This window comes from Zooshikella ganghwensis DSM 15267 (assembly GCF_000428585.1).
Classification (GTDB): Bacteria; Pseudomonadota; Gammaproteobacteria; order Pseudomonadales; family Zooshikellaceae; genus Zooshikella; species Zooshikella ganghwensis.
In genome coordinates this window covers 1-16,066 of record NZ_AUAF01000026.1, presented here as the reverse complement: position 1 = coordinate 16,066, position 16,066 = coordinate 1, and the positions used below count along the sequence as shown (strand labels likewise).

General features: G+C 37.4%; 12 protein-coding genes. 6 read left to right on the top strand and 6 right to left on the bottom strand.

What is annotated here, in order from left to right:
* Positions 1–185 precede the first annotated feature (185 nt).
* The gene (locus tag F607_RS0108215) at positions 186–4,298 is read right to left on the bottom strand and encodes a hybrid sensor histidine kinase/response regulator transcription factor (protein WP_027707713.1); all 4,113 of its coding nucleotides are present in this window, start codon (positions 4,296–4,298) and stop codon (positions 186–188) included.
* A 49-nt stretch (positions 4,299–4,347) separates the two neighbouring features.
* Entirely contained in the window at positions 4,348–5,727 is a 1,380-nt protein-coding gene (locus F607_RS0108210) for a hypothetical protein (RefSeq protein ID WP_157365403.1), read from the bottom strand.
* A 1,494-nt stretch (positions 5,728–7,221) separates the two neighbouring features.
* Here F607_RS0108210 and F607_RS35100 point away from each other — a divergent pair.
* From F607_RS35100 to F607_RS28710, 4 genes are all read left to right on the top strand, one after another.
* Complete coding sequence (locus F607_RS35100; RefSeq protein ID WP_211233615.1) at positions 7,222–7,380, top strand: dihydrofolate reductase family protein; 159 nt, start codon at positions 7,222–7,224, stop codon at positions 7,378–7,380.
* A 17-nt stretch (positions 7,381–7,397) separates the two neighbouring features.
* Entirely contained in the window at positions 7,398–7,784 is a 387-nt protein-coding gene (locus F607_RS28715; protein ID WP_211233614.1) for a dihydrofolate reductase family protein, read from the top strand.
* 79 nt (positions 7,785–7,863) lie between these two features.
* On the top strand, positions 7,864–8,634 hold the full coding sequence (locus F607_RS0108200) for a VOC family protein (protein WP_027707711.1): 771 nt from the start codon (positions 7,864–7,866) through the stop codon (positions 8,632–8,634).
* A 95-nt stretch (positions 8,635–8,729) separates the two neighbouring features.
* A complete protein-coding gene (locus tag F607_RS28710) occupies positions 8,730–9,449 on the top strand; it encodes a helix-turn-helix transcriptional regulator (RefSeq protein ID WP_084611160.1) in 720 nt (239 codons plus the stop codon).
* An 8-nt stretch (positions 9,450–9,457) separates the two neighbouring features.
* Here the strand turns inward: F607_RS28710 and F607_RS0108190 are convergent, their stop codons facing one another.
* The 3 genes from F607_RS0108190 to F607_RS0108180 are packed head-to-tail and all read right to left on the bottom strand — an operon-like array spanning position 9,458 to position 12,246.
* Positions 9,458–10,390, bottom strand: a complete 933-nt coding sequence (locus F607_RS0108190; protein ID WP_027707710.1) for a tetratricopeptide repeat protein — start codon at positions 10,388–10,390, stop codon at positions 9,458–9,460.
* Between the two features lie 2 nt (positions 10,391–10,392).
* Positions 10,393–10,860 (bottom strand): hypothetical protein, encoded by a 468-nt coding sequence (locus tag F607_RS0108185; protein ID WP_027707709.1) that lies wholly within the window; start codon positions 10,858–10,860, stop codon positions 10,393–10,395.
* 45 nt (positions 10,861–10,905) lie between these two features.
* Positions 10,906–12,246, bottom strand: a complete 1,341-nt coding sequence (locus F607_RS0108180; protein WP_027707708.1) for an ATP-binding protein — start codon at positions 12,244–12,246, stop codon at positions 10,906–10,908.
* 746 nt (positions 12,247–12,992) lie between these two features.
* Between F607_RS0108180 and F607_RS0108175 the strand changes: the two genes are divergently transcribed.
* Positions 12,993–13,322, top strand: a complete 330-nt coding sequence (locus F607_RS0108175; protein ID WP_027707707.1) for a DMT family transporter — start codon at positions 12,993–12,995, stop codon at positions 13,320–13,322.
* 52 nt (positions 13,323–13,374) lie between these two features.
* Here the strand turns inward: F607_RS0108175 and F607_RS0108170 are convergent, their stop codons facing one another.
* The gene (locus F607_RS0108170; RefSeq protein ID WP_027707706.1) at positions 13,375–13,821 is read right to left on the bottom strand and encodes a nucleoside deaminase; all 447 of its coding nucleotides are present in this window, start codon (positions 13,819–13,821) and stop codon (positions 13,375–13,377) included.
* A 647-nt stretch (positions 13,822–14,468) separates the two neighbouring features.
* Here F607_RS0108170 and F607_RS28705 point away from each other — a divergent pair.
* A partial coding sequence (locus F607_RS28705; RefSeq protein ID WP_211233613.1) for a glycoside hydrolase family 18 protein occupies positions 14,469–16,066 on the top strand: 1,598 nt, incomplete at its 3' end.

Sequence of the window (16,066 nt, the reverse complement as noted above, 5' to 3'; positions counted from 1 at the left end):
TTCGTCTGAAATGTACGAGTGAAGAGATAGTCTCTTAAGCAAAGGAACTCTTTACTACTAGTTCAACAAGGCTTATCCAGCTTTCATTTAGCTTTTAAGCATATTGAAATACCATTGATATAAGTACAATCATGGATAAAGTAGATAGATGTGGAAAGTGAATGGTTATGGGTATATATAGAATATCAAACAGCAGTACATGATTTACTTTTTAACGCTTGTGACGGGGAAATACCATATTTCTTCTTATACTGTCTCGAAAAGTAACTCGCAGAGCTATAGCCTACTTGGAAGGCAACTTCACTCACTCTTAACCCTTGCTTTAGAAGTAACTGTCCTTTTATTAACCGAAAGTCGTTAATAAACTCTATGGGTGACATACCAATATTATCCTGGAACTTTCGTAAGAGCTGACGCTCACTCAAGCACGCTACTTCAGTCAATTGTTTTACAGATAAGCTATCATCTTGGTAATGCTGTTCAATATAGCTAACGCAGTTGACTATAACTTTATTGGTATACTCATCGACTGTACCTTCTTCAAGTGTAGTATTAGTTTCTAATGATGCTTTTATATACTCTTTAATTCTTTTCTTGTTGCTTAGCTGTGCTTGGATAATAGCTAATAACTCCTCATGCTCATAAGGTTTCGCTACATAGCCATCAGCTTGATAACGAAAACCAGCTAATCTTGAAGCCGCATCCGTTTTAGCGGTAAGCAAAATTACTGGGACATGACTCGTCGCATTAGAATTTTTAAGTCGGTTTAGTAATTGATAGCCATTCATGTTAGGCATATTGATATCGCTGATGACCAAGTGTGGTATCGCATTTTGTGCAATTTCTAGCGCAACTACTCCGTCTTCAGCAATAATCAGCTGATACTCTTTTTCAAGCTGATCCTTGAGTAAATCACGCATGTCTTTATTATCTTCAACGACCAGCAGAAGTGGTTTTTCAGTCACACAATCACCCGTAACCTCTTCCTCAATCTTCTCCTCAATACACATACCATGATCACTTTCCTTGGGAGTATCTATTGATTCCATAATGACATCAATATACTGACGATTAACCTCATAGGGAGTGACATCAATTGACTTAGTAGAGCAAGGCATCAGAATACAAAACGTACTCCCTTCATTTAATACACTATGCACATCAATGCATCCATTATGAGCCTCTACAACGTCTTTTACCAAAGATAACCCGATACCAGTTCCCTGCACCTGATATACATACTCATTATCAATCCGGAAAAATCGTTGAAAAATGTGCTCCTTATCTTTTGAGGCAATACCAATACCATTGTCCTTTACCAACAAACTATAATGGTTCTCATCATGCCGTTTTAAGATAACTTCAATCTCACCATCATTGGGCGTATACTTAATCGCATTGGATACAAGGTTATTCACTAGCTTTTCTATGGCTTTTGCCTGACAAACCTGGAATATTTTTGGTTCTATTGACACATCAAAATGTTGATTCTTTAATGTTGCATATTCACGCATATTTTCACAAATATCTTGTACTAATAGTGAAATTGAAATCACTTTTTGAGCAGTAGCTTGCCCAATTTTATTTGTTCTTGCCATTTCAATGACATCATCAACAATCACCGCCAACCGATTCGCAACTTTATGTATAATCTGATAGTTGTTCCTATCCTTATCTTTTACTGTATTACTCAGCCCACTTTCAGCACGTCCTAAAATAATAGCTAATGGCGTGCGAAACTCATGGGAAATATTGTCAAACTCTCGAGTCTTGTTATTGAGTAATTTTTCTACACGGCGTTTTTCATTAAATAGCTCATGCGTTCTCGTCTCGACTGTTACTTCCAATAGCCTGGCATGCCTACGCAGTGAGCGTGTCCTATACCCATAAATACTAAAAGGTATCACAATGATCAGTAATGTATAAATCATCTTAGCCCACCAAGTCAGCCATAGAGGTGGCTTTATGACCACTTGAACCTGTTTCTCTTCTCCCCATACTCCATGGTGATTACTTGATTTGACTTTAAATTGATAAACCCCTGGATCAAGGTTCGTGTAGGTAGCAATGCGTCGTTTAGCACCAGTATGAAGCCAATCAGCGTCAAAACCTTCTAATTTGTATTGATACTGATTACGTTTAGGTGATGCATAGTGTAAGCCTGCAAACTCAAATGAAAATATATTTTGATGATAGTCTAGCTCTATTTTATTTAGTAGTTTAATCGATTTTTGAAACAAGTGGTTCGCTGGTTTATTAAATAGCAGGAAGTTAGTAATAACTGTATTCGGTTTATGATTATCACGAGTAATAAGATCAGGATTAAAAATATTGAAACCATTTGAACCTACAAAAAGCAATTCATTATTTTTTTTATCATAAAAACCCCCAACATTAAACTCGTTTCCTTGCAAGCCGTCATCAACAGTATAATTGATTGACTTTTCAGTGTTTGGATCAAACCTGGCGATACCATAGTTTGTTGCCAGCCAAAGTAAACCTTTTTTGTCTATTAATATTTTATAAATTGTATTATTTGGAAGGCCATCATCAACAGTATAATATTTTGCTTGCTGGTTACTTTTATTAAACTTTATTAAACCTGAACCTGCAGTACCAAGCCAAAGGTTGCCTTCCCCATCATCTTTAATTGAGAAAATTGCACTCTTAATCCCATAGCTATTACCAAAATTTTTGAACGTATTTGTTTCTATATCATAATAGTCCAAGCCACCATTTTCTGTTCCTATCCATAACTCATTATCATTTATCTCAATATCAAAGACATACGGACTACTTATAGAGTTAGGTGTATCTTTTTTATAAAGATAATTTGAAAAAGTATCTGTTTTATAGTCATAACGTGTCAAACCTCCACCATCTGTTCCCATCCATAGATTACCTTTATTATCTTCTACAATACTTCTCACAGCACCAGATGATATAGCATCTTTATTATTTTTATCTGGTAAATACCTAATAAAATTATTACTTCCTTTGGGCAATCGATTTAATCCTTTCCCAAGCGTACCAATCCAAATATCTCCTTTACTATCTTCAAAAAGCCCCGTTGGTGCTATTTTATTACTACTAATGCTTTTATCATCACTATGATCATGGCTAAACCAGACACACTTACCTTCTGATAAAGATATTTTGTGAAAACCTCCATCATAAGCAGAAACCCAAACATCTCCTTTTGAGCTTTTTATTATATTATATATTGAGTTATTGCTTAAACATTCTTTTTTGTCAATATCACTATTATATAAACCAAACTCTAGTGAATTTATATTTATTAAATTAACACCTCCTTCAAATGTACCAACCCACAACATACCAGTACCATCTTGAAATATACTTGTTATATAACTATCATTCAAAGCTTGCTTTACATCGTTACTCTGACTATAGCTAATAAAACCACTATTCTTTCTATTAAATAAATTAAGGCCTTGACTTGTACCCACCAAAATTCTTTCAGCATCTACTTTAAATAACGCTTCTATCCGGTTTGAGGATAATCCATTATTTTCACTAAAGAAGGACTTGTATATTCCTTCTTTAGTATCTAACAAATACAAACCATCAGAAGTCCCAACAAAAATATTCCGACCATCAACACTCAATAGTGAATTAATTATTTTTGACAACTTATTATTAGATTCACCATAATAAAACTGGTAATATTTCCTTAGACTAAAATCTTTATTTAAGTTATATAGCCCATTATATGTTCCAACCCACAACCTCCCAAGTTCATCCTCAAGAACCTGACTTATTATTTCTTTAGTATTATTACCAGGAAGATGATGCAATTTATAGCTCTTAGTTTTACTATTAAATGAATACAAAAAATTACTCTTTGTCCCCACCCAAATTATACCATCCCTTCCCTCTGATAAAGAGAAAACCTTATTACTTTCAGGATTATTCTGTTCATTAATAAAATATTCAAAGGAATCACTTACAGGATTATATTTATTAAGCCCCCCTAGAGTACCTATCCATAACTTCCCATCTTTATCAACCAATAATGTTTTTATTACGTTATTGGAAATACTTAAAGGATTTTCTTTATCATTACGGTAGATTTTTACATCAAAACCATCAAAACGATTTAATCCATCATTTGTTGCTATCCAAATAAAACCTTGTCTATCCTGCACAATGTCATTTATTGTATTTTGGGAGAGCCCTTCACTTACATTTAAATTTTTAAAATTTATATGTTGACTAAACGCCAGTGATTTTAACGAAAATAGCAACAATACAACAACAATTTGAAAGTAACACATGAAAACTTAATCGCTGGCATTTTATCAAATTAAAACAAGAATAGATTTTTTACCTGACATTTCCTCCTGCTGTTTCTGCTCTATGTCCTCCAGTTCCACTACTACTAATATTATCATTACATTTTAGCGTCTTGATACCTTTTGGATACTCATAGAACTCAAACTTTGAACCTGCCTTAGCACAAATATCTACTCCTTTTTCGTTAGTACCTGGTGCACCATTAATCATCTTACAATGCGGTTGTACTCTAGGTTGATATTTATTAGTATCTATAAATTCTGTTCCTTTTGGACACTCTATTCCTGATTTTTCTTGCTTATTTTTTGTTGCAATTATATTGCTTGAATATTCTTTTTCACATATTAATGTTTTAACTCCCTCCTCATTAATAACATATTCTGCAGGAAATCCTTTACCCTCTTTCTTACAGAAATTAATTTCATTGTTAATGTCATAGCCCAAGTCCCCTCCTTTTAATGCACAGTGATCTTTTACACTATGACCTTTCACAAACTCAGAGTACAAAGGGCACTCAATGCTACAGTTACTTGTTATGCTACGTAATCCATTAATATATTCATCATATGATGGGCAATCAATAAACTTATCTTTTGAAACCAAACGTGGTCTTTCTTCTTTCTGACAAATAAGAGTTCTTTGTCCAACAATTTTATTACTTAAAACGTGTTCCGTCGGAAATGTTTGAGATGAACCATCTGGCGCATAGAAATCCCTTCTAAAATAACTATATTCCCAAATATTTTCACTGGGTTGTAAGTTAATAATCCTTCTCTGTACTCGGTAAATATACTCTTCAAACCCGCCATAATTTTTGCAAATAGAATTACCGTTATAATCCAGCCCCTTTTCTTCCCAAATGTACTCATTCCAGATATATGCACAATGATCTTCAGAACTCATTCCTTTAACAAATTCTGTAGCATATGGACAAGCAACGATTTCACCCATAACATTTTTTAAGGGTTTGTCATTTTCTTCACACATGGCAGTTTTAATTCTACTCTCATCATCAGGCCTTCTGCTCCTTTTTGTATATAAGTATTTATAGCCAATAAAATTTCCTCGACCATACTTAGTACAAATATTATTATGGTTTATATCAAATCCACGCGTATCACCTACTTCAGCGCAGTAGTCATGCGCACCAGGAGCAATAATCAACTCGCTGCTAGCATCACACTCAATAGGCTTTTGACAAATAGAAGCTGATGGTGTAGAAGGCTTATTATCATTCTGAGTAAATATCATACAGTCGTGCTCAACACCTCCTATAGCAGCATGGTTTTCCAACCAAACAATCTCTGATGGCTGAATAGAAGAACAAAGTTTTCTTTTAAAAACTTTAGCTTCTTCTATTGTAATATGACGATAGTCAGATGGGCATAGCTCACCTTCTACTATTTTCATATCTCCTAGTGAAACAGGAGTTGCATATGAATAACTTACTGTTAATAGTTGAACCAATACCAACCAAAAAAATAATCTTATTACACGCAATTTCTTTCCCCCTTGGTTTTAAACATCTACCATTTTCTATCAGGTTTGTACTTCATCGACTTTAATCAACAGCAGACTGCAAAAAATAAAACGTTCGCTCTATTTTCTAAAATTATTTTTAAACCGTTGTTTCAACAATACGGTTTTGGCTATATCTTTTAGTTTGCTTCACATTCCTAATTGTTTTAAAAGCAAAATCTTATTAAGTTAAGCATACTGTGCACACGTTAAATGTTTTGCTGGAATCAAAATTTATATTGATTTTTTAATGTTTATCGTTGTTACCTAATTAAGCTTATACTCACTTACACTTTAATCGCAATACACCTAAACACTTAATTAAAAGTATATTTACTTAATAATTAGCATTATATTTATTGGCAGTGCCACCCCACACTTGATGAATACTTGACATAATTTGATACAAATTGATATCGATCTATACTTTACATTAATACCCTGCGACATATAATGTATAATAATGAGTAGATTTAACATAAATCCATTAATAAAATCAATATATATTTATATGTGTGACAACTTATCCAATGGTTAAGAAGTATTTGATCTTTGAAGCTGTTATATGTATATACATTCCATGAGTTATTTTTTGTTACTAGGCTAACTTGTAAAAGTCAACTTCAAACACTGGCTGGTTTCATACTTGTGAGTCCCCTGCACCTATTTCACAAATAAACTCAAGTATTACAACCCTCCCATTTGTACTTTTCAATCACTCAAAAATATACACTAATAATATTTCAATATTTGGTTTGACAAGCCAAACCTTGGGTAACGTCTATCGATCTGTTAGTAATAATTGTGTTTTTAATCTAATACCTCCAATCCAGTATTATGCCCAAAATGCTAAAAACAACATCATTATTCATAAAGAAACGTATATCCACCTAAAAATACATCATTTAAAATATTACCTTTAAAATTTAAATAATGCATTCGGATTGATGTATTAAATTTTAAAACATTTACTGTTTTTTTATTAAATCTTAGTTTTTACTAATTATTTAAAATTTCTTATAGTTCGTGCTCTTCACCTAATCGTATTAATGATTAGTGTGCACATTGTTTACTTTCTGAAGGTATAAGCCTACTGTTCATAGCTACCTAGCGGGTCTCCTGTAACACCAGCTTAGTACTCCTGATAATAGCTCCTCTATTTACTCATAAAATATGAAATTCAACCTGGTTACTCCCCAAAACGCCTATAACTACCAAAAATCTCTGCATAAAAAAACGCCAAAACCCATCCTGACAGTACGCTGTCAGTAGAGTGTCTCATAATAACCCTCATGCAGATTGCACCAATACAGATCCATCGCTGCCTGTCTGCCAAGCTAACACTATGTGTTATTGGTAATGCCCGCTTAGTTAAGGATTATTCAAATGAAATGCTCAGTATTTATTGCAACTAGTGCAGATGGGTACATCGCAACTATGAATGGAGATATTGATTGGCTTGAAAAAGCAGGAAAGCCTGATGCTGTAATGGGTGATTTTCGGATATGGGATTTGGTGACTTTGTTTCATCAATCGACTGCATAATTATGGGCCGAAAATGCATGGAAAAACAAGCCAGTTTCAACTTACCCGCGGAGCAATGGCCTTACGGCCAAATTCCCATATTTGTTCTTAGTCATTCAATAAAAGGGGCGTCTGAGATTATTAAGGACAAAATAGAAATGTTTTCTGAAGAAATTCCAATATTAATCACCCAACTCAAAAGTAAAGGATTTCAACATGCATATATAGATGGAGGCTCTACTATCACCTCTTTCCTCAACTTAGAGTTGATTAATGAAATCACAATCACGCAAGCACCTGTTCTATTAGGCAATGGGATCCCACTGTTTGGTAAAACTAAGTCCCATATTAAGCTAGAAGACGCTCAAGCTAAAGAGTACCCAAATGACTTCATTCAAATAAAGTATAAAGTTAAATACCTATAACAGGTACTGCTTAAAACAAATTTTCACAGTATTTTAAATTTTCCGTCGAGTACGACTTTTATCATGGAGTAAACGAATAATGAACACAACAGTGCCTGGAAATGTCGCCTGGTTTGAAATTAATACTCAAGATGTAGAATCTACTAAGCAGTTTTATTCTGAACTCTTTGGCTGGACCTTTGCTGCCGTACCCATCACAAGTGACCCGCAACAAAGCTATATTATGATAACAGCACAAAACGCTCAGCAACCTATGGGAGGAATACAGCAGGCCTCATCAAATATTCCTAAAGGTATTATGCTTGCTATTCGATCTGAAGATGTCCAGGCAGATTCTAAACGACTGGTACTTCTGGGGGCTAAAATCATCCACAAACCGACCCAAGTAAACGATGTCACTTTTGCTATTATGCAAGATCCATTTGACAACCTTTTTTCTATTTTTAAGTGCAATGGTCTTGCTGACCAAGCCAGCACACCTCCAGTATTAGGTAGTTTTAGTTGGTTTGAGGTGGGTACCTGTGATACCCAGGCAACCCAGGAATTTTATCAAGCAGCGTTTAATTGGCAATTTAGCCAATATGAAACCGGTACTGACCGACCTTATTACAGTATATCAATTAACAATGAAGACCTTACAGGTGGAATGGCTGACCACTCATTAAGTGCAAAAAACCAGAACTATTTAATTCCTTATTTCCTTGTTAATGATGTAACCACTATTGCGTGTAAAACACAGAAACTAGGTGGACAGGTAATCAATGCTCCAACATGTACCGCCTCAGGCTTAGTTCATGCATGCCTTTTAGATAGTCAAGGAAATTTATTCGGAGTTTTTTCTCAACCATAATGGCTCCCAGTTTCCAATAGAAATACCATTATTTCGCCTTACTCAACAAACCAAGGTAATATTATGTTTATCGCCAATATTTTTGTATTAATGTTATGCGCAGAGCAGATCGTTTAGTTCAAATCCTTCTTTTACTACGTGGTCGTCGGCGGACGACCGCGCAACAGCTTGCTGAATGGCTGGAAGTATCACCACGAACCATTTACCGGGACATGGCTGACCTCATGATGAGTGGTGCCCCTGTCAATGGCGAAGCAGGTGAAGGTTATTGGTTAGAACGGGGGTTTACCCCCCCGCCTGTAAAATTCACCGCGAGTGAGTTAGCGGCTCTCGAAGTGGGTGCTCGTATGTTGGCTGCCCGTGCGGATAAAGAAACAGCCGATGCAGCAAAGAGCGCATTAGCCAAAATTCACACTACCTTAGGCTCAACAAATTTACCCATTCCACCACTTTATGCGCCCCCCATGTATTCATATCCACTTGAACGTTTAACACCAATACGACAAGCTGTTGAACAAAATTTTGGTTTATGGATTGAGTATACTGACCTTCAAGATAACACCAGCCAACGGCTTGTCTGGCCTGTAGGTCTGGTTTTTTGGGGAGACCGTTGGACATTTACCGCATGGTGTAAATTACGAGAAGACTATCGTACTTTTCGAGTGGACCTCATGCAAAAATGGGAAAAGTCAGAAGCAGAACCACCCGAAAATATCTCTATGCAAGACTATCTTTTAAAGTCAGGCGCCGATCAGGATACAATAGCAGCATTTCAACGTATACATAAACAACCCTGGCATATCCCACAAAAATAAGGACATCGCTAAAAATGCTTATCGAATGAAAAAGACTGTAACTCTTTAACAAGTGAACGGTGAAAAATAACAGGACCCATCCAACTATAAACACAGAAAGCTAACCAAGTAATGGTACAGATCGTGGCTGCATTACTCATTTCCAAATCACTGAATAGTTGATCCCCCAAGCGATAGAAAAAATATAGGCTAATCAGGATCAGAATTTGTTTTGCCTCACCAATCTTGCTCATAAAACTATTAAAGCGCCACCATAACCCTAACCAAATGCTTTGTTTGGCTTTAATAGCACTCATTAAAAATAATGGTTTTACTGCCATAGCATTATGGCTCAATGCCCACAACGCGTGGTCTTTTGCTTCATCCATATTACCCAGCTGTAAATGAATAGACCCCATTAAGGTAATAGCGTCCTGGTCATCTGAATCCAAATGCATGGCTTCAGTCGCATAGGTTTGAGCTTTTTTATAATCACCTCTTTCTAAATAGTACTCCCCCAATGCAACATAACAGTCAACCAGCTCAGGCTCAGTGGCTATAGCTTGTTCGAGTAAAGGTAAAACCTGTTTATTTTTCCCGGAAAGCGTCAACAGGTTTGCTTTTGCCAATAAATAAGTTGCATTGGTCGGTTCTAGTTGGATAGCCTGATTTAAATTATCCTCTGCAACAGTGAACTGGCGCGCAGCGGTTAAGATAACGCCTTGGGCATAATGAGAAAAACTAGAATCAGGTGCTAATTGCAAAGCAATACCAGCTTCATATTTTGCAGCTTCTAGTCGCTTACTATGAAATAAGCAAATGGCTAACAGTGCATGAGCATCTGCAATATCAGGCTCATAAGACAGAAGTTGTTTTAAGCTGTCAATAGCCCCATATGTGTCACCATGATGCAGTTGTTGATTGGCGTGTATCAGCAGCTGTTCAATTCGATTATCGTTCATACTTACCTTAACACCAAATAAATATAGCTGGGTAATAGCTGATAAAGTGAAATTTGTTGAAATATAATAACCATTGCTATAAATGGAATAGCGCCATTACTGACAGACTCTTGGAAATACTCAAACAACTCAAAACTGTTATTTTGTAGTACAAATATTTTGTAGGAAATACCAAGCTTCCAAACGGTTAAAATAATAAGCAAATAAGGAATCATTGACTCATCAATAAAACCTTGACTAAGAGCAGTAGCGATTGCAAATACACCCAAGCATGAGCCTGCCAAGCCTAAGGCAATCCAGGCAACTTCTTTTTTTAGATAAGGACTGCCTTGAAAAAAACTATTAGCAATAAACCATAGCCAAGATACACCCGTATTAACAAACATTAACGCAAATAGTGGCCACATAGGTCTAACAGCCAGTTTTGCCAAGGTACTAGGAGTGGGTTCGTCAGGTATTGTGTAAGTCATGTTGTTTTGTGATTACTCAGTAAATAAATAGCCTATTTCCATTTTTTAATGTTTACCATGCTTTTTCATAAAGCTCAGTACATCATTATACAAGCCTGATTCATTGGCATACTTAGCATAATTCCTGGCTGAAGTCAGCCAATCAATCGTAGTCGCTTTCACTTCTTTCATTGCTTGTTGCAGATGCTGTTGATTCAAAAGAACATCCTCCTGACTACTAATCGAGTCTTCTATTGCATTGTCGATAGCCGTTTCAACGACATTTTGTAAATCTGCTCCTGAAAAACCGCTGGTAATTTTTGCCAGTGACGCTAAATCCAAATTACGCTCAACCGGGCGATCTTTAAGCAAAATGTTCAAGATATTTTCTCGTGCTGTTTGATCCGGAGGAGGAATAAAGATCAATCGATCAAACCGACCTGGCCTTAAAAAAGCAGAGTCAATTGCCCAGGGCACGTTAGTAGAGGCTAAAACTAAAACTCCATGATTATTTTGAGCAAATCCATCCAACTCAGACAAAAACTGGCTAACTAACTTTGAGGAAGTACTTTCTCTTGAATATTGACGTTTTCCACCAATGGCTTCAACTTCATCAAAAAAAATAACAGCAGGTGACTGGTTTCGGGCTTGCTCAAAAACAGCATGCAACCTTTTTTCTGACTCACCAATATACATATCAAGAATATCAGCAAGCTCAATATTGAAAAACTTTGCTTGACACTCACCAGCCGTTGCGCGTGCTAACAGGGTTTTACCACATCCCGGTGGACCATATAGTAAAATCCCTCCCCCAACACGTTTACGAAAACGCTGAAAAAGTGAGGGTTTTTGATAAGGCAAAATAATTTTTTTATGAATCTGTTTCTTTACTTCAGATAACCCACCCACATCAGCAAAAGTCACTGTCTTTTCAGTAGGTGCAATAATTCGCTTAAGCTCTGTTATATTCGTATCATCATTGGCAATGACTTTGAGCTTGGGGCGGCTCTCCTGACGCTCATGGTCAGCTATACCCAGCCTTGCTTCCAGTGTTTTATCCTGCAATGCTGAACTGGCTTGAATAGCTTGTTGATAGTGGACTTTTGCCTGCTCTGGCTTCCCACAAGCAAGCTCAGTTTTACACAGCAATAAATAGGTTGCAGGAGTATCACTCATACAAAATTGCTTTGCTTTTTCTGGTAATCCAGCTTCTAGGTAAGCTTCAGCAATAACTAACTGGTCCTCAACATTGGTAACGGCTTCAGACTTAACATGGCTAAGATGCTGTATTGCCTGATCAATACCATGTAATCGTTTACTTTCACGGAAAACAGTTAAGGACAGTGGTAAGTTATCTGGTGATACCGCTAGAGCATCAATTAACGATTGGAGCGTCTTTTCATCCACAATGGTTGTCATCCATAGGTATGTATTGATTGACTGATTGAAAGTATTTTATCTGAAATCAATAATAGAGCAAAAGTTAACATATACCCATCGCCAAGATGATAGTAACAAAGCAATTACATATATTTTTACCATTCCAAAAGCAGGCTTTTAAATCACCTTTGTTCAAAGGCGGGATCACACGCATCGAACACGCCGTGAGCCCATCCCTGGAGGCTTGATTACCGCATCCTTGCGGAAAACAGTTCGATGTGTGCTATCCCGCCTTTGTCTGCCAAAAAATACCATCATGGGTAAATACCACAGATGTACTTTTAATTCGATTGAGATATAAAAAAGATGGGGCTGCAATGCTTAAGTTGGTTTCTGAAACAAGTGCTGGGAGCAACGTGGGTAGTAGAGACTAAGGATGGTCTTCTACTATGGGCTGTACAAATTATTTCAAGCAGTGCATTGGCTCAATTTTTATTTATCAAAAATTATTTTTATATACATTCTTCACCAATCATTTCTAGTATACCGTTACCCTGTTTTGAAACTCCACGCTTTAAATGAAAAAGTAAATAGTCTTATCATCTTCTCTCTATCCAACCTGACAGCATAAAAAGTTAAAAACAACTATGTATGGCATAAACCAATACGATATAATAAAACTCAAGCTTCTTTCACTACCATTAAAATTTGTGGTACGTAAAGGGCAATTAACTTACTATTTAAAACTGCGAGGCATTATTTAGGCTATCAATATGATCTATATTCAATTAGCAGTTGCAGTCATTGCAGAAGTAATTGCAACCAGTGCATTAAAGGCGGCTGAAGGCTTTACTAAACCAATTCCCTCTATTATTGTTGTAATAGGTTACGCTGTGGCGTTTTACTTTTTGTCACTAACATTACGTACACTTCCAGTTGGCGTCACGTACGCAATTTGGTCTGGCCTTGGAGTCGTATTTATCACCATTGTCGGTATGCTGATGTATAAACAAATTCCTGATTTACCTGCAATATTAGGCATGGTTTTAATTACATCAGGTGTTATTGTCATACAACTATTTTCCAAGACGGTCAGTCATTAACTCAGCGGCTTAGCCGCTTTAGTCTAATTTATTAAGCTTCAGTAAGTTATTATTACTCACCAATATCTTCATTCCACAACTCAGGGTGGGTACTGATAAATGCTTTCATCATTTCCACGCAGTGTTTATCCTGTATTACATCTACCCTTACACCATGCTCCTTAAGCCATTGCTCCTGCCCCATAAACGTTTGGTTTTCACCCACGATGACATGAGGTATACCATACAGAATAATTGCGCCACTACACATCGCACATGGGGATAGTGTTGTATAAAGTGTACACTGCTTATAAATAGATGCTGGTAAACGACCCGCTTGTTCAAGTGCATGCATTTCAGCATGTAGCACAACACTCTTTTGTTGTACCCGTTGGTTATGGCCTCGACCGATTATTTTCTGTTGATAAACCAGTACTGAACCTATCGGGATACCCCCTCGCTCTCGGCCTTGCTCAGCTTCTTCAATGGCAGCTTTGAGGAAAAGATCTGTTTTACTCATACTTTGCTCCTTTTTTGCAACACATTTGCTACCTTCACTTATACGTCTTATGCTTTATATATTTCTATCATCGCGAACAATCTACCCTTCCCTTTTAAACCATTTCACAACGAAATGTTGTTTATTTAAACAGATTAGCCTATATCCGTTATAACCATCACAAAATTGGAACGCGATTACCACGCTTCCACTGACGATTTGCTAAACTTCTTTTCGGTATTATTTACGACAAAGTGTTACAGGCTGTCATAATTTAGAGTACCGCCTCAAGTCGTGTTAATGGGCGCTATTGAGTTAGCCTTATTACTTAGTCATTAATTAATCACAACATTAAGTAGAACTGTTTTATACATTACAAGCCGTTTTATTAATTATTAGCCAAATATCTGACTCTGGCCTGCAATGAGCTTTATATTTGAATATGACAATTAAAGCTTCAGGATCAACCTGTTTATTTTTCAGGTGAGATGCACGGAAAAGCATAGATAAATTGTTCATGATAGATAGTGCGACTTGTTCAAACTCTATTTGTGCAAAAAGTAGTTGCCTAAAAGCGTTCAACTATACCTATAACGAAGGGTTTTCAGATTCGTGAAGGGTATATAACGCTTTTTTTATTAGGTAAATGCATTAAGGAGAAAATCTGTATGCAAACCAAGCAAACTAGACGCTGGTTGCCGAATAAATTAGCCATAAGCATTGCTGTGGGTTTGGGTTTATCAAACTTAACTCAAGCAACTCCACTCTCAAATGATTCTGCATTATTTGAAAATAACGCCAACAAAGTCGTCGGCACTTACTTTGTGGAATGGGGGGTTTATGGCCGTAACTTCCATGTTAATGATATCCCTGCCAAAAACCTCACCCATGTGTTGTATGGTTTTATCGCAGTCTGTGGCCCGAACGAGTCATTACAAAAAGAAAATCCCCAAGGTTACAGTGCGTTAAAACGAGAATGTGCTGATCAAGCTGATTATACTGTCACGATTCATGACCGCTTTGCCGCATTGGAAAAAAGCTATCCGGGTGATAAATGGGATGATCCGATTCGCGGTAATTTTGGCCAGCTCATCAAACTGAAAAAAGCAAATCCCCACCTGACCGTCCTGCCGTCTATTGGCGGTTGGACGCTGTCTGATCCCTTTTACTACTTAGCAAAAGACACACAAAAACGTGCAACGTTTGTTAAATCTGCCATTGAGTTTTTAAAACAGTATCCATTCTTTGATGGTTTGGACATTGACTGGGAATTTCCTGGCGTACCTGGTGCCAACCCCAAACTGGGTTCACCTGAAGACAAAGCTGCCTTTACCGCCTTAATGCGTGATTTACGACAAGCGTTGGATGCGTTAAGCCAAGAGACGGGCAAAAAATACCAGCTCACCGCGGCAACCAGTGCTGGTCCTAAAAAAATCGATAACATTAATTACGCTGAAGTCAGTGGTTATGTCGATTACATTTTTGCCATGACCTATGACTTCTATGGTGCTTGGGACAGTACCCTTGGTCATCATTCAGGGTTATATGCCGCTCCTCACGAAAAAGTACCTGAATTTAATGCCCATGATGCCGTACAAAACCTCACCCAGGCGGGCTTACCAGGCAATAAACTGGTTCTGGGCGCCGCGATGTATGGTCGAGGCTGGACAGGTATTAAAGGTGGCCAGGACAATAATCCCTGGGAAGGCACTAACGGTAAGCCCATAAAAGGCTCCTGGCAACCTGGCGTTATTGACTACAAGCATATCGTCTCTAAGTACTTAGGTGGTACCAATGGTCAAGGCACCAGTGGCTTTAAGTATTTTTATGATGATACGGCACAAGCCCCCTATTTATGGAATGCCAGTAAAGGCGAACTGATTACTTACGACAACCCTCGTTCAGTGAAAGCCAAAGCCCAATATGTCACGGCCAATAGCTTAGCAGGGGTATTTTCGTGGGAAATAGATGCTGATAATGGTGATATTCTTAAAGCCATTCATGAAGGGCTAGGCAATAAGCCAGGTGATAATCCCAAACCACCCGAGCCGCCTACGCCACCCGATGACGGTGACAAACCTAAGCCCCCCACACCACCGGGTGATGGCGATGATGATATTCCACCTCCACCCCCTCCACCAGGAGACCCAGGTGATGGTGATATTCCTCCACCCCCACCGCCAGGCGATGATACTCCCGGCGACGACGGTGATAAGCCTGTACCACCGGCTAATAGCTGGCAAGCGGATCAAGTCTACACCAAAGG